Below are 18954 nucleotides of genomic sequence, written 5' to 3' on the forward strand. Positions count from 1 at the left end.
ATACATTAAACATCAATTAATTTTTGTACTTTTGCCACGTTTTTTACTACAGCAACACAACAACATATTTTACAAATGAATCAGACAAAGTATATTTTTGTTACAGGCGGTGTGTCTTCTTCTTTAGGAAAAGGAATTATAGCAGCATCACTGGCAAAACTACTGCAGGCAAGAGGTTACAGGACAACAATCCAGAAATTTGATCCCTACATTAATGTAGACCCGGGTACACTTAACCCGTATGAGCACGGAGAATGTTATGTTACAGATGATGGCGCGGAAACAGATCTTGACCTTGGCCACTATGAAAGATTCCTTAACGTTCCTACTTCTCAGTCGAATAACGTTACTACAGGAAGGGTCTACCTTTCGGTTATCGAGAAAGAGAGAAGAGGCGAATTTCTTGGTAAGACCGTACAGGTAGTGCCGCACATCACTAACGAAATTAAAGAACGCATGCAGCACCTGGGAAATACAGGTGAGTATGATATTGTTATTACCGAAATAGGTGGTACGGTAGGTGACATTGAGTCGCTTCCTTACATCGAGTCGGTAAGGCAATTGGTATGGGAACTGGGTGAAAATAACGGTATTGTTATCCACCTTACACTTGTGCCTTATCTTGCTGCTGCGGGTGAGCTTAAGACTAAACCAACGCAACACTCTGTTAAGACATTGATGGAAAGCGGTATCAAAGCTGATATCCTTGTATGCCGTACAGAGCACGAACTTTCGTCAGACCTGCGCCAGAAACTGGCATTGTTCTGTAACGTGAAGCGTGAAGCGGTTATACAGTCTATTGATGCTTCTACCATATACGAAGTGCCAAACCTTATGCTGGAGGAAGGCCTTGACAGGGTAACGCTTAAAAAACTTGACTTACCTGAAAAAAACACTCCGGATCTTAAAAACTGGAACCAGTTCCTTTTCAGGCTTAAAAATCCTAAACATACTGTAAACATAGGTCTTGTAGGTAAATATGTTGAACTTCAGGATTCATACAAATCGATTATTGAGGCATTTGTTCACGCAGGTTCTGCTAACGAAACTAAAGTTAACGTAATAAGCATTCACTCTGAATATATTGACAGGGACAATGCAAATGAAAAACTAAGCGGACTTGACGGTATTCTTGTTGCACCTGGTTTTGGTGGAAGAGGTATAGAAGGTAAGGTAGAGACGGTGCGTTATGCAAGGGAAAATAATATACCATTCTTTGGTATTTGTCTTGGTATGCAAATGGCCGTTATTGAATATTCAAGAAACGTATTAGGCTGGAAAGATGCTAACTCGACAGAAATGAACGAGAACACGCCGCATCCGGTTATCAATATCATGGAAGAGCAGAAAACCATTACCGACAAAGGCGGAACTATGCGTCTTGGTGCATGGAAATGTTCTCTTGAAGCAGGAACGCTTGCAAGTAAAATATATGATGGGGCTGCCGAGATACAGGAGCGTCACCGTCACCGTTATGAGTTTAACAGTGCATATATGAGCGACCTTCAGGGAGCAGGGCTTAAAACATCGGGTGTGAATCCTGATACAGGCCTTGTTGAAATCATTGAACTTGATAATCACCCATTCTTTATTGGGGTACAATACCATCCGGAGTATAAGAGTACGGTAGCTAATCCGCACCCACTTTTTGTAAGCTTCGTTAAAGCAGCCGTAAAGAAAAAAAGCAACTAAGAACTGCCTTTGGCATTCAACATAAAAGCCTGATGAAAGCGGGCATTAAAGTGAAATAATTTTTATAATGGAAGAAAAAAAGTTAGACTTAAAAACAATTATTGGTTTCGGTCTGGTAGCGTTACTGATGTTATGGATGATCTATAACAACTCTAATGAAAAAGAAAAAGAGTTTCAGGAAAAAGCTAAAAAAGAGCAGGTAGAAAAAGCTCAGGCTAAAAAACTTGCTGAAGAAGCTAAAACGGCTTCCATTATTAAGGATTCTACAGTAACCGATTCTGTTAAGATGGCACAGCTTAACGGTTCATTAGGTGTATTTGCTTATAGTGCTTCATTGCCATCGGCTAAAAATAATGTTACTGAGCTTAAAAGCCAGTTCCTTACATTAAAGATAGCTAACAAAGGTGGTTACATTCAGGAGGCAAAAATCAACGATTTTGAGCAGTTTGAAAAAAACAGCAACAAACCTGTTGACCTTATCAAAAACAATAACGCAAGTTTTAACCTTCAGTTTAAGACTAAAGATAACCGCATTCTGAATACAAAAGATCTTTACTTTGAGCCTGTACAGACTAAAGAAGGAGATAATGATGTATTGACAATGCGCCTTAAGGCCGGTGAAAACCAGTTTTTAGAGTACCGTTATGTGCTTAAGCCAAATAATTACATGATGGATTTCTCTATCCGTTCTCAGGGACTGGCACAGGTGGTTGACACGTCTAAGCCAATGGATCTTGAGTGGATGATGAAAACATACAGAAACGAAAAAAGCGTTTCGTATGAAAACAGATATACGAAAGTGGTCTATGAATATGAAGACGGTAAAGATGATAACCTGAGCGAAGGGTCTAAACTTGACAGCGAGAAAGCTGAAGCTGTTACCTATATCGCTTTCAAACAGCATTTCTTTACCTCTATCCTTTTAACTGACACGCCTTTTAAAACGGCTGAAATGACTTCTGAGAATCTTGTAAAAGATGAGAAGCTGGATACGATATTCACTAAAAAGTTCACGGCAAAAATGCCTCTTGAATTTAAAGGTGGAGAGCTAAGCTATAACATGAATATGTACTATGGCCCGGCAAACTATAATATTCTTACCCAAGATCAATATAAGGACAAAAATCTTGATGAGATCCTGCCATTAGGCTGGGGTATCTTCGGATGGATCAACCGTTATATATTTATTCCTTTATTTACATTCCTTAGCAGCTTCCTTTCTTATGGTGTTGCAATCATTATCTTCACGATACTGGTAAGGATAGTAATGTCTCCGGTAACGTATAAGTCATACCTGTCTCAGGCTAAGATGAAAGTACTTCGTCCTGAAATTACCGAGCTTAACGAGAAGTACAAAAAAGACCCGATGAAGAAACAGCAGGAAACAATGAAGCTGTACAACAGTGCGGGTGTAAACCCAATGGCGGGATGTCTTCCGGCGCTGATGCAGATTCCGGTATTCTATGCTCTATTCCAGTTCTTCCCATCGTTCTTTGATCTAAGACAGCAAAGTTTCCTTTGGGCAACCGACCTTTCATCATACGATTCAGTATACCACCTGCCATTCTACATTCCGTTCTATGGCGACCACGTGAGTTTGTTCCCAATATTGGCATCGGTAGCGATCTTCTTCTACATGAAGATGACAACAGGTGACCAGACTATGGCAGCGCCACCGCAGGAAGGTATGCCGGATATGAGCAAGATTATGAAAGTGATGATCTACATCTCTCCGGTAATGATGCTTGTGTTCTTTAATAACTATGCATCAGGATTGAGTTTGTACTATTTTATCTCTAACCTTATTACAATAGGTATCATGCTTGTAATTAAAAATTACATCGTGAAAGAAGATAAGATACACGCTAAAATTCAGGAAAATAAAACCAAGCCAAAGACCCAGGGTCGTTTCCAACGCAAAATGCAGGAAATGATGGAGCAGGCACAGGAGCAGCAAAAGCTTCAGAAAGGCAAAAAATAATACTGAAAGCATCTGCCCCGGCAGATGCTTTTTTTTCTTTGGCTCACTTTTGGATATACTAAAAAAGCCATATTTTCGATTAATAAAAAAACATACCGTTATATGATAAACAGGTTTTCAGCTTTATTGGTTTTATTTTTGGTAAGCGCAGTTACTTTTGCGCAGGGTATCAACCAGATGGATGCTGCCGGCAAACGCCATGGTGTTTGGAAAGGTACTTATGAAAAATCGAAGAATCCACGCTATGAGGGTACATTTGACCACGGAAAAGAAACAGGAACTTTTAAGTTCTTTGAAGATGATAAGACTTCTACACTTGCGGCAACAAGAGCTTTTGCAGCAGATGGCTCATGCATCACTACATTTTTTGATGAAAAAGGAAAGAAAGTGAGTGAGGGCAAAGAGGTAAACAAGCTCAGGGAAGGTGAGTGGAAATTTTATGATCCCAAAACGGGTAAGGTGCTTTCAACAGAGCCTTATGTAAACGGTAAGATACAGGGAACACGTAAAGTTCTTTTTGCAAATGGAGCCTTAGCGGAAGAAGCTGTCTATATAGACGGGGTTAAAAACGGAGCTTATAAGCAATATACCGAAAAGGGTATTGTGTTGGAAGAATCGACATATAAGAATGATAAGCTTGATGGGCCTGCTACTTTTAGGGATGGGCATGGAGACATTGTTAGCAAAGGTCAATTTACTGATAATAAGAAGACCGGCAAATGGCAGTTTTTTGAAAAAGGTAAAAAAGTAAGAGAAGAAGACCTTACCAATAAAAAAACGCAGTTGGCACGCAAAGAACGCAAAAACTAATTTTTGTCGTACTTTTGCAGAAATTTTTAAGAAAGGAATTAAAATGAAACGTGTAGTAGTAGGGCTTTCCGGAGGTGTAGATTCGAGCGTTGCAGCCTACCTGCTTCAGGAGCAGGGCTATGAAGTCATTGGGTTGTTCATGAAGAACTGGCACGATGACAGCGTAACGATATCTAACGAATGCCCGTGGCTGGAAGACAGCAACGATGCATTACTGGTAGCCGAAAAGCTTGGAATACCGTTCCAGACGGTAGACCTTAGCGAACAATATAAAGAGCGTATAGTAGATTATATGTTCAATGAATATGAAAAGGGCAGGACACCAAATCCTGACGTGCTTTGTAACCGTGAGATCAAGTTTGACGTGTTTATGAAGATTGCCCTTAGCCTTGGTGCCGATTATGTCGCTACAGGCCACTATTGCCGTAAAGGGACAATAGAGAAGGATGGTACCGAAACGTATCAGCTTCTTGCAGGGGTAGACGGTAACAAAGACCAGTCGTATTTCCTTTGCCAGCTTTCGCAGGAGCAACTGGCTAAGTCATTATTCCCGATAGGGGAGCTTACCAAACCTCAGGTGCGTGAGATTGCTGCCAAAATGGAACTGGTTACTGCTGAGAAAAAAGATTCGCAAGGACTTTGCTTTATCGGTAAAGTGCGACTGCCGGAGTTTCTTCAGCAGCAGCTGCAGCCAAAAGAAGGTGTTATCTATGAAGTGGCTGCCGATGTTGCAACCTACAGTGAAGCAGCACCGCAATTCAGCTCGGTAAAAGAACAGTTGGCTTACGAAGCCAAAAACATAGACTACAAACCTGAAATGGGTAAAGTGGTAGGCAAGCATCAGGGTGCGCATTACTTTACTATCGGGCAGCGAAAAGGCCTTAATGTAGGCGGTACCAAAGAAGCACTTTTCATTATAGCAACCGATGTGGAAAGCAATGCTATATACACAGGCCAGGGGCAGAACCATCCGGGGCTTTTCCGTAAGGCATTGTTCATACAGGAAAGCGAAATACACTGGGTGCGTGAAGACCTGAAACTGAAAGATGGCGAGACTATGGATGTAATGGTACGCATACGCTACCGCCAGCCATTGCAGAAAGCAACCCTGCATAAGTTTGATAACGGCATGTACATTTCGTTTGAAGAGCCGCAATCGGCAATCACCGAAGGACAATTTGCCGCATGGCATATTGGCGATGAACTTATTGGCAGTGGAGTGATTTCGTAATGTTTCTGTCATTCTGACGAAGGAAGAATCTAAATATATAATGCCCTATACTGAAAAGTGTAGGGCGTTTTGTTTTTAACCACAAAGAACACTAAGTTATTCCACAAGGTTCACAAAGCTTTGCGTTCTTCGTGCTTTCTTCTTTGTGAGCTTTGTGGTTAAAAGAATCTAAAATGTTATTTTTGTATAATGCTCTACAACCTCCATACACACAAATCATCAGAAGATATAAATATATTTGATATCGTAAACCGTTATCCCTACGAAGATATTGATGTGCCGTTTTTTTCTACGGGAATCCATCCGTGGTATATAGATGAGGATAAGTTGGAAGAGCATCTGGCTATCATAGAAAACCGGCTTTCAATGCCCGGCTGTCTTGCTATTGGCGAATGCGGACTGGACAAAAGAATAGAAAAACCACTCGATTTACAGATTGAAGTGTTTGAAAAACATTTACGATTAGCAAAAAAACATCAAAAACCCGTAATTTTGCACCTTGTTGCAGCATTTCAGGAACTGATTGAAGTTCATAACCGCATTAAACCGGGTGTACCAATGATCGTTCACGGGTTCTCTAAGAACATACAGGTAGCAAAACAATTGCTGGATAATGGGTTTTATTTGTCGTTTGGCAAATACCTGCTACGCAATGAGGAGTTATCGACTGTGTTTGCCGAAGTGCCTGCTGACAAGTTCTTTTTGGAAACCGACAGTATGGAACAAAGCATTGCCGAAGTGTATGCCAAAGCCGCAGCGGCAAGAAATATTGATATTGAAGAAGTAAAAGATATAGTAAGCACTAATTTTAAAACCGTTTTTAAGAATGGCTGATTGGAGAGAAAGGGCTGAGCTCCTTTTTAAAAAAGAAGGACTGGAGAGATTAAAAAATGCACACGTAATGGTGGTAGGCCTTGGAGGTGTTGGCTCGTTTGCGGCTGAATTCCTTGCAAGGGCAGGAGTGGGTAAAATGACAATAGTTGATGGCGACGTGGTAGATATCACGAACATCAACCGACAATTGCCGGCCCTGCATTCTACCGTTGGGCAGCCAAAGGTAACCATCGTTGGCGACAGGCTTATGGATATCAATCCTGAACTGCAACTGATACGTGTACAGGAATTCCTTTCGCCGGAACGCGCTTACGAACTGGTTACACCTGAGTATGACTATGTGCTAGACTGCATAGACAGCATAACACCTAAGCTGAATCTCTTAATATCGGCGAGACGTCAAAAGGTTAAGATCATAAGTAATATGGGCGCAGGGGGCAAATATGAGGCCGGTAAGGTAAGAGTTGCCGATATTAGCAAGACAGAATACTGCCCATTGGCCAAAACAGTGCGTAAACGCCTTAAAAAAGAAGGTATTACTAAAGGGGTAAAAGTGGTCTTCTCGATTGAATATCCCGACCAGACGAGCCTTAAAATGACGGATGGCTCAAACTTCAAGAAATCATTCTTCGGGACAAACAGCTGGATACCCGCAGTTTTTGGACTGCATTCAGCAGAAACAGTCGTGAAGCACATTATAGGCCACGGCCAAAAATAAAAAAGTCCCCTTCGAAAGAAGGGGACTTTTTTGTACTATTTATTATCTGTACTATCCTTTTTTTTATTTTTAGGATCAGAGGTTTCAATATTATTATCAGCGAATGTAGGTATCAGTTCAAATAATACTTCTAAAATCTCTGCAGTCATTTTCCTGTTTAGTTAGCGTTATTTGTAGTAGGTTTAGTTTCTGCCGGCTTAGGAGCTGTTGTGCCTGTAGTCGTTGCAGGTTTAGCAGCAGGTTTTACATGCGTACTTGTACCTGTTGCCGTTGTACCCGCTGGTTTAGTTGCTGGTTTAGTTGCTGTTCCGCCCGGCTTTGGTGCAGTTGTTGCCGGTTTTGTTCCTGTAGTTGTTGTAGCAGCAGGTTTGGTTCCTGTCACTGTAGGTTTAGCAGTACCAGTAGCAGTTGTAGTCCCCGCAGGTTTGTTTGTCGCTGCGGCCGGACGTGCACCGGCTGTAGTTGGAGTCACAACTGCCGGTTTTACCGGAGTCAATGCTGCCGGAGCCTGTATAGAATCGGTTATCGGCAATATTGTTGGTGGTCCGATTGGAATATAAAGATCGGTTATCCATTCAGACGGGCGTTTCGATTTCTGTACACCTTTGCTGTAAAGCTCTATATAGGTTCCTGTAGTGTTTTCCTGCAATGCTTTTTCGGTAATGTAGGCATGGGCGGCATCCCACGCTTTAGGAAGATGTGAGTAATCACCTTTAAGGGTTGTTTTAAGCGCATTGAAGCCTGCATATTTTCCACCTTCATATTCGCTTCCCGGAGAAGTGAACATCTCGTCTTTGATAGGGATACAAACTACATAAGAGGCTGTGCCCTGTGTTTTGTCATAGTTTCTGTAAAAGATGAATGGAGCACCCTGCTTCACCATCTTGTTCTTCTTCATGAAGTTCAAAAGCTTAGGGAAGATCTCTGCCGATTTTTTATTGATGTCCTCAATCTTAGATGTAACGGCGTGGCCTATATAATTTGCACCTGTTTTGGTAATAAGTCCTTTTACTTCAACATTGCTTTTAGAAAGCTCGTCGATCAGGAAGGCATTAAGGTTCTTGAGGCCGTTATCAAGTGACGATTCCATCACTTTGTTTACATTGCCACCACCGCGTATGAAGGCATTCGCTTTTTCCATAAAGCTAAGGTCGCCTTTCATCCTTACGGTCACTTTTGTGCTTTTTAGGGTGTCTTTAAAGTTCCAGGCAATATCGGAGTTCAGGCCGTCGATCACTGCTTTTTGTATAATAGAATCGTTTTCTGCAAGTTTAATGGTTTTAATCTGCCCTTCACTTCTGTCTTTTTTCCACGACATCATGGCCCCGCTTCCAGACGAATTTTCAGAATAGGTATATATCGCCGTAGTGTCGCTTCCTGTCAGGATACCAAGGTTTTCCCAGTTCTTGTATTCGTTTATATAGTTGTAAAGCACCATTTTAGGTACTCGTATCACGCTTTCTTTTTTGATATCATATTTCCCCTCCTGAGTGGCTATAAAAACCGAAACTGCGACTACCGAAAGCAGTAACAGGAGAAATATATATTTAACAATTTTCATAGGGGGAAAACTTTTAGTTTGTCGTAAAATTATAATAAATTATTTTAACAAACCAATTATCTTTTAAAGATCATAAAAACCCGACGAAATACGAAAAAAGCCCCCTAAAATGGAGGCTTTTGTATTAATTGTCACAATCTGCAAAATTTTCCGGATAGGGTGAAAGGCTCAGTTTGTCTACCAGAAGGTATATGTTGCTTCCTGTAGTGTAGACATCTATTTCTTCACTCATCTTTCCCGGGTTCATCGTTTTGCGATGTGTGGTGACAGCATATTCTTCAAGCTTATCGGTAACATGATAATTGAATGAGACCACTTCGTTATAATCGCTTCTGAACTGTATTTTCCAGTGGTATTGATCGCCAATTTTTTGTTCGTCTTTCATCCTGTAGGATATTTTAGAGTAGCAGCTTGTCCTTTGCCATTCATCCCAGCTGCTATTGTCCTGCGCGCACAGCGTAAAGCAGGTAGACAGCAATAGAAACAGTAGAAGCTTTTTCATAATTTCAGGTTTTAAATTCAATTATGGTTTTAATGCACCGGTGGTCGTTGGTAATGGAGTGGCAGATACAGGTGTTGTTTCAGAAGGAACCGCATCAGGAAAAACCTGCGTTCTCCCCAGGTCAAAGTAGTTTACAATCTGCAGGCCCTCTTTAAACGGTATTGTTATCGTATCAGTGTCAACAATACCTCCCTGGCCGTATTTTTTAATTGTAAATTTATTTTCACCTTCCTGTAAAGGCACACGTGCATACCCTATCGTAGCCGGAAGCGATTGCCAGTTCCTGGTATCGGCTTTTTCGGTAGCTGCCCCGGCAATATCACCACCTAACCTAAAAATGTCTTCACCATCTTTACCAAACATCTCTTTGCCTAAAGCCGCCATACCGGCACTTGCAGCTTTTTTAGCAGCAAAACGAGTAACAATACTTACGACTTCACGAAGCATCCTGTCTTTGAGGCACTGTTTTGCAATAGGATAAAAATCCTGTCCGGTTTGCAAAGGCATTTCAGCGCCATTTACAAGTACGGTTGCTTTACTATAAAAACTCTCCCTTTTCCTGTATTTCGGTATGGCAATAGCATTTACGGTGCCTAAATCAAATCCCATGGGAATTGGCAGTATTATATCCTGTACAACACCATCTTCCATGTATGATGCGTAGAACCAGTATTCACCTGCTGAGAAATTAAGTATAATCTGGTCTTTAGCAGGAGCAAGGCCATTCTCCCAAAATATGATTGCCTCACCCGCAGCTACAGGAGGATTTGGCTGTACTGCCAAACCATTCTTGCCGGTTTTTACCAGCTCTATAGGTTCAAGTTTGTATTGCTTTAAATACTTATTGTATTCATCCATGAAGCCCATTTGCTTTGCCGTACGTGCTAGGTCATATTTAAGCTGTTCAGGCATCGCTATACCAAAGAAATTGCCGCCATCGGCATCATAAATTTCTGCGGCATTCCTGTAAGCAATAAAGGCATTGTTAGTATCTCCTGTGCTTTCATAAATAAGACCCTGCAATATTTGAGAAAAAGCATCGCTACTGTATTTGTTCTTATTGTTCGGGTATTTATCGTTTAGCTCAAGCAGTTTTATATTTATTCGCTTTGCTTCAACAAGGGCTTCGTTGGGAAGACCAAGATGAAAATAGTTAAGCGCCATATAATAATGGATGGTCACTTTTTCAAAATCTTCACCCCTGTAAGGTTCTGCCATTGGATTGGTCAGCTTAGATGCTACAACCTGTCCTGCATTGATGGTTATTTTATCCTCGATCATAATGTAAGCCTTTTCAAGAAGGGCATTACTTTCTTTATAATTACCGAGGAGGTGTTCCATCTTACCTTTTTCCATAAGATACAAAAGCCTGTTCCTTTCCTTGTTCAGGAATTTGTTGCTGTCAATATTCTCAACGGCTTTTTTGAACTGCCCATTGTAAAGGTCAGCTTCTATAGTGGTCTTGGTATTATATGTGCCACAGGAATACAAGCCGGCCAACAATAGCAGTACAGCTGTTTTTGAAAAAAAAGAAGCAATATTCTTAAGTATCATAAAAACTTTACTCAGGAATTACTTGATGTATTTTTTTATCTTTTTGTCACCAATCCATACTTTTTCATTTGTCTGGATATTTGTTAGCTCAAGATCGATCTGGTAGTAAATCGTTTTTTCTTTTTTGTTTGAGTCAACAATAGAGTTTATAGTTCCCTGAAGCATAAAATCAGCCCCGTTTTCAAGTCCGAATTTTTTCATGGTAGACTGTGAAGCGAAGTTTTGCTGGTCAGCTCTTTCACCTCTTATCTCTTCACGTTTGGCACCTGCCTGAACAAGTTTCATCCTTCCTGAATTGATGATAGCTTTTTCGATGTCTTTAGAAAAAGTTTCCGCTTCAATATGCTCATGCGATTTGTTGGTGATTAGGCCTACAATGATAACCGGTTTTTTGCCACCGTTTTCAGATGCATAAGTACTGTACCAAGAATGTCCCATCATGTCTGCAGCAATAGCTTCGGCAGTCAGTCTTGAATCTGTGTCATTCCAGCGTCCGCTTATATCGGTTACACTATTTTCGTCTACACGCGTTACTGTTTGTGTTCCGCCACAATTTGATAAAGTAAGTCCTAATGCCGCTGCCAGGATAAATTTGTAAGTAAATGTTCTCATGTCGTAATTATTGATTAATGATTCAAATTTAAGAATAAAGTGTTTGTTAATTCTTCTATAAACAAAGAATGTGCCAAGGTTTTTAACATTTTTTGTGTTAAACACAAAACACTCTGTGAAAGAGTGTTTTAAGTATTCTTTATGGCGTATAATTAATTGTTTCTCAGGCGTATATTGTTATGTTAGATAATAAATAATATTAAAATATATTATAATCGCCCCTTAAAAGGCGTCTTTGTTTTGCAAAAGCACTTTTTTTACGACGAAAGATTCGGTTTAAAAAAAATACCCTGCCTAAAATTGCTGATAATGATGTTGGTTTATTCATAGCTTGTTTTTTTATGCATTATACGCATGAACATCGCAAAGTTGCAGATTACTGTTAAGCAAAAAAATACCCATAAGAGGGTATTTTTGTAAAATTTATAGTAATAATTCGTTTACTAAAAATCATATTTTTTTTCCATCGAATAGCGCAAAAGCTCGCTTTTACCCTGGAGGCTCAATTTTTTAAGTATGTTTTTTCTATGGGTATCAACGGTGGTCTTTCCTATGAAAAGAATATCGGCAATATCCTGCGAAGTCTTCCCTTCGCCAATGAGCTTAACAATTTCCATTTCACGTTTGCTAAGGGGTACATCCTGGTCAGATTTTTTTACGCCGGTATTTTTAAGCGAAGCATCAAAGTATTCTTCGCCATTCATAACTGCCCTTATGGCAGCAAGAACAATTTTGAGCGAAGAGTTTTTCATAATATATCCTGATGCCCCAGCTTCCTGCATCTGGATGATGGCTTCGTCCTGTTCAAACATGCTGAACGCAATTACCTTGCACAGCGGAAATTCTTTTTTCAGCTGCCTGGTGGCAGTAATGCCATCCATTTTTGGCATACGGATGTCAGTAAGCACCACATCGGGGTTTTTAAGCCTTACTGTTTCCAGGAGCCTTTCCCCGTCATTGGCTTCGCCTACAACATTGATATCTTCTTCATATTCAAGAAAAATCTTGATGCCGTCTATAAGCGACTGATGGTCTTCTGCAATTACTACGTTAATCATTTACAGGTATGTCTATTATTATTGTTGTGCCTTTGCCAGGAGTAGAATCTATTTCCAGATTGCCGCCAAGCTGCACTATTTTCTTTTTAATATTTTGTAATCCCATACCATCGGCGGTATCAATGTTCTTACGGTCAAAACCTACACCGTTATCTTCGATCATGATATTAATGTTATCGCCATGATCGGTCAGGTGAATAGTCGCTTCAGTAGCCTGTGAGTGTTTAATTATGTTGGTAGAGAGCTCCTGGACTGTCCTAAAGATAGCAATTTCCAGTGAATTCTCAAGCCTTTCCTTAAAGCCGAAAGCTATAACCTGTAGCTGAAGCTTACCTGGTATTGATATTTTCTCTGCCAGTTTCTGTATTGCCGGTATAAGGCCTTCGCTGGCAAATACCCCTGCATTTTTGGCGTGGGCAAGGCGGCGTACCTTTTGGTAGGCTTCTTCTATAAGCTCATCGGTGCGGTCGTATAGTTTATTTTCTTCTTCCCTAAGCTCCATTTTTCTGAGCTTAAGGTTTTCAAAGTTCAGTTTAAGGGTAGCAAGCATGCTGCCAAGGTTGTCATGAAGGTCGTTAGCCATTCGCTGACGCTCTTTTTCCTGGCCTTCCAGTATCATATCAATACTGTTCAGCTCGTAATCTTTAAGTGTTTTTTCAAACTTTTGCTGCTCGATAAGTTTTTCCTGTTTTGATATTTTTTCTCTCCTGCGGGAGTTTTTAATTATCAGGGCAGCAATTGCAACTATGGCAATAAGAAGTATTATGATAGAATATAATACTATCCTGTTGGTTTTAACTTCACTTTTTAGTAAAGTATTTTCAAGTTCCTTTTCTTTAGTTTTGTATTTGGTGTCAAGATCATTTAGCGCAATATTTTGCTCAACGATATTAATGCTATCGGAATATTTTGTGCTGAGCTGAAGATATTTATAGGCATTAGTGTAGTCACCTAAAGCATCATAATTTTTGTAAAGAAACTCATTAATATGCTGATTTTTCTTCGTTTTATATGAATTTAGAGGAATATTATCAGCAAGATTAAGGTATTCTATTGCTTTTCTATAATTTCCAAGGTAATAATATGAAGCTGCCTGATTTACGTAATTATACCATAAATCATCGACCTCTCCATAAATTTTGATTTCCGGTAGTTGTTTATTTAGATAGAATAAAGCTGAATCAGGCTTATGTAGTTGTTCATTATATATTGCAGCAATATTAAAGTATACGTATGACGCTTTTTTCCGATCATTAGCTTTTAAAAAAAGCGCTAATGCTTTTTTATAATAGGGCAGACTTTCTTTAGGTTTGTTATTGTCAAAAGCTATTTCACCTAGTGCTTTATAGCTCCTGGCAAGTCTTATAGTGTCACCTGTTTTATGAGCATAGTCAATATATTCATCTAAATATTTTTTATATATCGGACTGTAATTTTCCTGAGCAGTTATTAGATTGGATATTTCGAGATTGATATCCATTGCCATATTAACACTATCAATAGATAAGTATGCTTTTTTTGATAGTAAATAATACTTAAAAGCCTCGTTTATCTTTAGGTCTGAATGTGAACAATTAGCGATTAAATAGTAGTATAGTGCCTTATCCGGTTTTGAAAGAGATTTTTCGTCAATGTTTTTTAGCTCTTGATTAATATTCTTGAGCTTAGATGATTCCATCCTATGTCTTATATCTATAAGCTTTTTAGAATCGGATTGACAATATGCCCTGCTTATAAATAAGATATTTATAAGCAGCAGCAATAATAATTTTGGATAAGGTCTAATCATAGTTTATTTTTTAGGGACAGAACTCATCCCTGTTTTTCTTGTATCTCCCATAAGGTTAAGCCCCATCTGGAAGTTTCCATCGGCGATCAAATTAGTTTTTAGTGTGTCAAGCATTCCAAAGAGTTTTTTCGAACAATTAGTTACATACAATGCGTCGTTTTCATATTCGTGACGGATAATGATTACGGCATCGTCAAGTTTGTAATCAAATCCGCAGAAACCCGGCGTATCGTTTAATGGTTGAAAATCAGAATAACTGAAAGTTTTTTCAACTTCATTTAGGTCATCATCACTGTCCGAAAGGTCATCTCCATTATCATTTAGCTTTTTCATAAAGAGTAGCAAAGCATTTACAGGAGTGCCGTTTATTGTCTGAGAAATATCATATGTAATAAATTCATACGGGTTGTCTATTATTTCCGCTGGCAGTAAGAGCCTCAGGATAATCCCATCTTCGTCAAAATAACTGGTTACAGAATTTAATGTGTACGTTTTGTCCTTTGTTTGTTTTTCGATGTTCATTGTGGTGTGTGTTTTATTTTATTGGTTTTATTATTTGCAAATATGATGAACTGAATGTAAAAAAAAATCCCCATTAATGGGGATTTTTAAGGTTATAAAATTAAGAAAATTTTAAGACTATTCTTTCAGGAATGTTTTGATGACAAACAATAGTGCTATGAAAGTTAAAAAGCCTAAAAGGATCTTATAAGTGCCTTTGTAATATTTTTTGTGCGTCACCAGGTCTTTACGGTACATAACTATCATGGTAATAATGAAAGCCACTAAAAATAACCCTGCAAAAACCAATTGTCCTGTTGTAAACATGTTGAAATCTTTTTGGCAAAGGTACAACAGCCCGCTGTTATTTTTAGCTATTTTTAAGTCACAAATTTTAGAAAAATGAAAAAACAATTAGACTCAGTAAAAGAATTTCATATATCATTTGGTGTAGGTGTAAATGAAATGCCTAAAGCATCGCTTGGCGAAACCGTAAACATGCTGCGATATAACCTGATGAAAGAAGAAAATGAAGAATATCTTGAAGCAGTACAAAATAACGACCTTGTTGAAATTGCCGATGCGCTTGGCGATATGCTTTATATATTGTGTGGTACTATCATCAGTCACGGCTTGCAGTATAAAATAGAAGAGGTGTTTGACGAGATTCAGCGCAGCAACATGAGCAAGCTGGGGCAGGATGGCAAACCCATTTATCGTGAAGACGGTAAGGTAATGAAAGGGCCGAATTACTTTAAGCCTAATTTTGAGGAGATTCTTAGATAGTATTCAGTTTTCAGTCACAGTTTACAGTAGCTTCACTCATGCTTAAATATCATTAACAAATTAAATAAGCTTTGCTATTGTAAGGTGCTAAAAAAAGTCAGTACGCAGTTTTAACCGCGTTACTGACTTTTTTAATATTATCTCGTCACTGAAAACTGTGACTGTGACTGAAAACTTAAATCTTCACCGTCCACCCAAAGGTATCTTCGGCAAGTTTGTATTGTATGTTGTTCAGTTTTTCTTTAAGCTCTAAAGCTATTGAATTTTCCTGTTTTGGAAGCTCATAGTATTTATCCTGGTAGCTGAATCCTATGATTGGGTTAACTACAGCAGCTGTTCCTGCACCAAAGATCTCTTTTAGTGTACCGTTATTGGCAGCTTCAATAAGCTCTGAAACCAATACCGGGCGAACATCAACTTTAATGTTTTCGCGTTTAGCCAGCTCTATTAAGCTCTTACGGGTAACCCCGTCAAGAATCCTTTCGCTTGTAGGCGCGGTATATAGTGTATCGTTTATCCTGAAGAATACGTTCATTGTTCCGGCTTCTTCAAGTTTAGTGTGCGTTGCATCGTCTGTCCAGATGATTTGCTGGAAACCTGCTTCGTTAGCCAGTTTTGTAGGGTAGAACTGGGCAGAATAGTTACCGGCAGCTTTAGCAGCACCAATACCGCCATTAGCAGCACGGCTGTAATGCTCAGCAATAATAACTTTTACTTCTCCTGAATAGTAAGACTTGGCAGGTGAAAGTATGATCATGAAACGGTATTGCGTAGACGGGGCTGCAATAACTCCCGAACCTATCGCGATCATGAACGGACGTATATATAGCGAGTTGCCTTTTCCTTTCTTAACCCATTCTTTTTCTATTTCAAGTATTTTTTTAAGGCCCCCGATGAATACTTCTTCGGGAACTTCAGGCATAGCAAGCCTTACTGCCGATTTATTGAAACGGTCAAAATTCTGGTCAGGCCTGAAAAGCCACACGTCATCCTGCTCATCTTTGTAGGCCTTCATACCTTCAAAAATAGCTTGTCCGTAATGAAAAATTTTAGCAGAGGGATCTATCAGAAATGGCTCGTAAGGTTTGATCACGGGAGTTTCCCATGCACCATTCCTGAAATCACAAATCAGCATGTGATCTGTAAAAGTGTTACCAAAAGTAAGGTTTTCAAAGTCTACAGCACCAATTTTTGATGTCTCTGCCTTGTTGATGATAATGCTATCAGAAGCGTTATTACTCATTAAAAAAGTGTTTTCGTGTTGGTTTAAATGTTTAGGTCGTGTTAATTGCAAATTTACTAAAAAAAGATGTTGTCAACTTGTTTTAGAATAATTTTGGACACCGAATAATTAAATCATTGAAAGAAAGTGTAATAAAATGATGAATTTGAAGGGAAGCACTTGCAAGGTTAAAGATTCTGTATAAATTTGTAACATTAAACCTAATTTTCGTTAAATAATGAAAAAATCACTACTTATGGCTTTTGTGGCTATAGCTTTTGCTGCATGCCAGAAGAATAAAGAAACCGAGGTAACTACCGAAGAAACCATCATAAAAGATACTACTGCCGTTGTAACTGATACGATTGCAGAAACTACTTCAGAAGATGCCGTTTCTGCAGAAACTGCAAAAGAAGAAGTAAAGACTGTTGAAGTAAAGGAAGTTAAGCCCGTTACAGCAGTAAAAGTTGATTATGCTTCTTTTGGAGATAAGATACTTGCCGATAAAGCCATTTCTAAAGAAGAGATGATTAAAAAATATAAGTCGCTTAAACCTGGTGATACAGTAAATATAAAATTCAGATCAAAAATAAACGCAGTATGCCAGAAAAAGGGATGCTGGATGTCTATGGCACTTCCGGGTGGTAAAGAATCATTCGTGAAATTTAAAGATTATGCATTTTTCATTCCGTTGAATGCCGCCGAACAGGAAGCTGTCGTGAGCGGTAAGGCTTTTGTGAGTGAAACATCTGTGGCGCAACTTAGGCATTATGCTAAAGATGGAGGAGAGTCTGATGAGGCAATAGCTAAAATCACTGAGCCTAAGATCGAATATAAATTTATGGCCGATGGCGTGCTAATCAGCAAATAATGAAAAAGCAATTGTTGATTGTTCTTTCGGGATCGCTTATTTTTGCAGCGTGTGAAAAGAAAGCCGAAGCTGTAAAAGCGGAGCCTGAAAAGAAGGCCCCTGCAAAAAAGGAGTTCAAAATGTATGAGATGTCTGAAATGGCTGCTCTTATGGAGCAGATGTATGTAGACAACATGAGGTTAAAGGAGCGTATTACCAATGGCGATACCATTGGCAATTTTCCGCAGCACTTTTTGAAGATACATGCTTCGGTAATGACCGATGAAAGTGATAACGATGCCTTTTTTAAGGTTCAGGCTGCTAAATTCCTCAAAGCACAGGAGCTTATCTATAAAGATTCGCTGAACGCCAAAAAGCATTTTAACGATGCGGTTTCGTCTTGTGTTGCTTGCCATGAGCAAAAATGCGAAGGCCCTATACCACGCATTAAAAAACTTTATATTAAATAATTGAAAAGAGAAATTGTAATTACGAATGACGGATCGGTAACCATTTACCTGCCGGATATGGATGAGAATTATCATTCAAGGTATGGTGCCATCCAGGAAGCGTATCATGTATTCATAAAAAATGGGCTCGCCTTGACAGAAGGCAGGCCCATTTCTGTTTTAGAGATAGGTTTTGGTACAGGCCTGAATTGTTTTATTACCTATCTTGAATCGCTTAAATCAGGCCAACATATTGATTACACAGGGGTGGAGGCTTATCCTGTAGAACAGGAAGTGGTTGCGCAACTTAATTATGTTAGCCAACTGGACGCCAATGATAAACAAGCTGTTTTTAATGCTATGCACAATGCTGCCTGGGGAGAGAAGACGCAACTGACGGAACAATTTAGCCTCACAAAACGCCAGCAGCTTTTTCAGGATATTAATGACAGTGAAGTGTTTGACCTTATTTATTTTGATGCTTTTGGCTATCCTACACAACCGGAATTATGGAGTGATGAAATATTCTCAAAAATGTATGCTGCGTTGAAAAGTGAAGGTGTCCTTGTTACCTATGCATGCAGAACAGTTATAAAAAAAGCTATGATGAGTGCAGGATTCAGCGTGAAAAAAGTTCCCGGCCCTCCCGGGAAAAGAGAAATGCTTATCGCTTTTAAAGGTTAATAAAGTGTTAATTAATTGCGGTATTCAAAACTTTAACGAATAATTGTTGAAAACTATTTCGTTATAGTAGATTTAATTTTATTACATTTACATACTCGTTCTTATCACAGCTAACTTAAA

Annotated in this window: 19 protein-coding genes; 10 read left to right on the plus strand and 9 right to left on the minus strand. The window is 39.2% G+C overall.

The annotated features are described in order from the left end of the window. The first annotated feature begins 75 nt into the window (after positions 1 to 75). The 6 genes from ACX0HA_RS10485 (at position 76) to ACX0HA_RS10510 (ending at position 7266) form a co-directional block, all read left to right on the plus strand. Positions 76 to 1692 (plus strand): CTP synthase, encoded by a 1617-nt coding sequence (locus ACX0HA_RS10485; protein WP_458845234.1) that lies wholly within the window; start codon positions 76 to 78, stop codon positions 1690 to 1692. A gap of 67 nt (positions 1693 to 1759) precedes the next feature. Continuing rightward, a complete protein-coding gene (yidC, locus tag ACX0HA_RS10490) occupies positions 1760 to 3673 on the plus strand; it encodes a membrane protein insertase YidC (protein ID WP_458845235.1) in 1914 nt (637 codons plus the stop codon). A gap of 102 nt (positions 3674 to 3775) precedes the next feature. Further along, on the plus strand, positions 3776 to 4483 hold the full coding sequence (locus ACX0HA_RS10495) for a toxin-antitoxin system YwqK family antitoxin (RefSeq protein WP_458845236.1): 708 nt from the start codon (positions 3776 to 3778) through the stop codon (positions 4481 to 4483). Between the two features lie 43 nt (positions 4484 to 4526). Next, positions 4527 to 5714, plus strand: coding sequence for a tRNA 2-thiouridine(34) synthase MnmA (mnmA, locus tag ACX0HA_RS10500; protein WP_458845237.1), 1188 nt, complete (start codon positions 4527 to 4529; stop codon positions 5712 to 5714). A 189-nt stretch (positions 5715 to 5903) separates the two neighbouring features. After that, complete coding sequence (locus ACX0HA_RS10505) at positions 5904 to 6548, plus strand: TatD family hydrolase (protein WP_458845238.1); 645 nt, start codon at positions 5904 to 5906, stop codon at positions 6546 to 6548. Further along, complete coding sequence (locus ACX0HA_RS10510) at positions 6541 to 7266, plus strand: tRNA threonylcarbamoyladenosine dehydratase (RefSeq protein ID WP_458845239.1); 726 nt, start codon at positions 6541 to 6543, stop codon at positions 7264 to 7266. Before ACX0HA_RS10505 ends, ACX0HA_RS10510 begins: the two co-directional genes overlap by 8 nt. Before the next feature lie 157 nt (positions 7267 to 7423). Here the strand turns inward: ACX0HA_RS10510 and ACX0HA_RS10515 are convergent, their stop codons facing one another. From ACX0HA_RS10515 to ACX0HA_RS10550, 8 genes are all read right to left on the minus strand, one after another. Then, complete coding sequence (locus ACX0HA_RS10515) at positions 7424 to 8827, minus strand: effector binding domain-containing protein (protein ID WP_458845240.1); 1404 nt, start codon at positions 8825 to 8827, stop codon at positions 7424 to 7426. A 124-nt stretch (positions 8828 to 8951) separates the two neighbouring features. Next, the gene (locus tag ACX0HA_RS10520; RefSeq protein WP_458845241.1) at positions 8952 to 9329 is read right to left on the minus strand and encodes a hypothetical protein; all 378 of its coding nucleotides are present in this window, start codon (positions 9327 to 9329) and stop codon (positions 8952 to 8954) included. Positions 9330 to 9350: 21 nt separating this feature from the next. Continuing rightward, complete coding sequence (locus ACX0HA_RS10525) at positions 9351 to 10883, minus strand: COG3014 family protein (RefSeq protein WP_458845242.1); 1533 nt, start codon at positions 10881 to 10883, stop codon at positions 9351 to 9353. Positions 10884 to 10901: 18 nt separating this feature from the next. Then, positions 10902 to 11495, minus strand: coding sequence for a penicillin-binding protein activator LpoB (gene lpoB / locus ACX0HA_RS10530; protein ID WP_458845243.1), 594 nt, complete (start codon positions 11493 to 11495; stop codon positions 10902 to 10904). 443 nt (positions 11496 to 11938) lie between these two features. Continuing rightward, positions 11939 to 12553 (minus strand): response regulator, encoded by a 615-nt coding sequence (locus tag ACX0HA_RS10535; RefSeq protein ID WP_458845244.1) that lies wholly within the window; start codon positions 12551 to 12553, stop codon positions 11939 to 11941. Then, on the minus strand, positions 12546 to 14342 hold the full coding sequence (locus ACX0HA_RS10540) for a tetratricopeptide repeat-containing sensor histidine kinase (protein ID WP_458845245.1): 1797 nt from the start codon (positions 14340 to 14342) through the stop codon (positions 12546 to 12548). The genes ACX0HA_RS10535 and ACX0HA_RS10540 overlap by 8 nt, the downstream gene beginning before the upstream one ends. A gap of 3 nt (positions 14343 to 14345) precedes the next feature. Next, entirely contained in the window at positions 14346 to 14864 is a 519-nt protein-coding gene (locus ACX0HA_RS10545; protein WP_458845246.1) for a hypothetical protein, read from the minus strand. A gap of 117 nt (positions 14865 to 14981) precedes the next feature. Continuing rightward, positions 14982 to 15170, minus strand: coding sequence for a hypothetical protein (locus ACX0HA_RS10550; RefSeq protein ID WP_458845247.1), 189 nt, complete (start codon positions 15168 to 15170; stop codon positions 14982 to 14984). A gap of 75 nt (positions 15171 to 15245) precedes the next feature. Between ACX0HA_RS10550 and ACX0HA_RS10555 the strand changes: the two genes are divergently transcribed. Next, on the plus strand, positions 15246 to 15629 hold the full coding sequence (locus ACX0HA_RS10555) for a pyrophosphohydrolase domain-containing protein (RefSeq protein WP_458845248.1): 384 nt from the start codon (positions 15246 to 15248) through the stop codon (positions 15627 to 15629). Between the two features lie 175 nt (positions 15630 to 15804). On the opposite strand, the gene ACX0HA_RS10560 is transcribed toward ACX0HA_RS10555, so the two are convergent. Then, positions 15805 to 16872, minus strand: a complete 1068-nt coding sequence (locus tag ACX0HA_RS10560; protein ID WP_458845249.1) for a branched-chain amino acid aminotransferase — start codon at positions 16870 to 16872, stop codon at positions 15805 to 15807. Between the two features lie 217 nt (positions 16873 to 17089). On the opposite strand from ACX0HA_RS10560, the gene ACX0HA_RS10565 reads away from it, so the two are divergent. Genes ACX0HA_RS10565 through mnmD form a run of 3 tightly spaced genes read left to right on the plus strand, consistent with a single transcriptional unit; the run spans position 17090 to position 18834 of the window. After that, positions 17090 to 17722 (plus strand): DUF4920 domain-containing protein, encoded by a 633-nt coding sequence (locus ACX0HA_RS10565; RefSeq protein WP_458845250.1) that lies wholly within the window; start codon positions 17090 to 17092, stop codon positions 17720 to 17722. Further along, complete coding sequence (locus tag ACX0HA_RS10570) at positions 17722 to 18171, plus strand: hypothetical protein (protein WP_458845251.1); 450 nt, start codon at positions 17722 to 17724, stop codon at positions 18169 to 18171. Before ACX0HA_RS10565 ends, ACX0HA_RS10570 begins: the two co-directional genes overlap by 1 nt. Continuing rightward, the gene (gene mnmD / locus ACX0HA_RS10575) at positions 18172 to 18834 is read left to right on the plus strand and encodes a tRNA (5-methylaminomethyl-2-thiouridine)(34)-methyltransferase MnmD (RefSeq protein ID WP_458845252.1); all 663 of its coding nucleotides are present in this window, start codon (positions 18172 to 18174) and stop codon (positions 18832 to 18834) included. Positions 18835 to 18954 lie beyond the last annotated feature (120 nt).

It is taken from the genome of Flavobacterium hauense, from assembly GCF_054457175.1.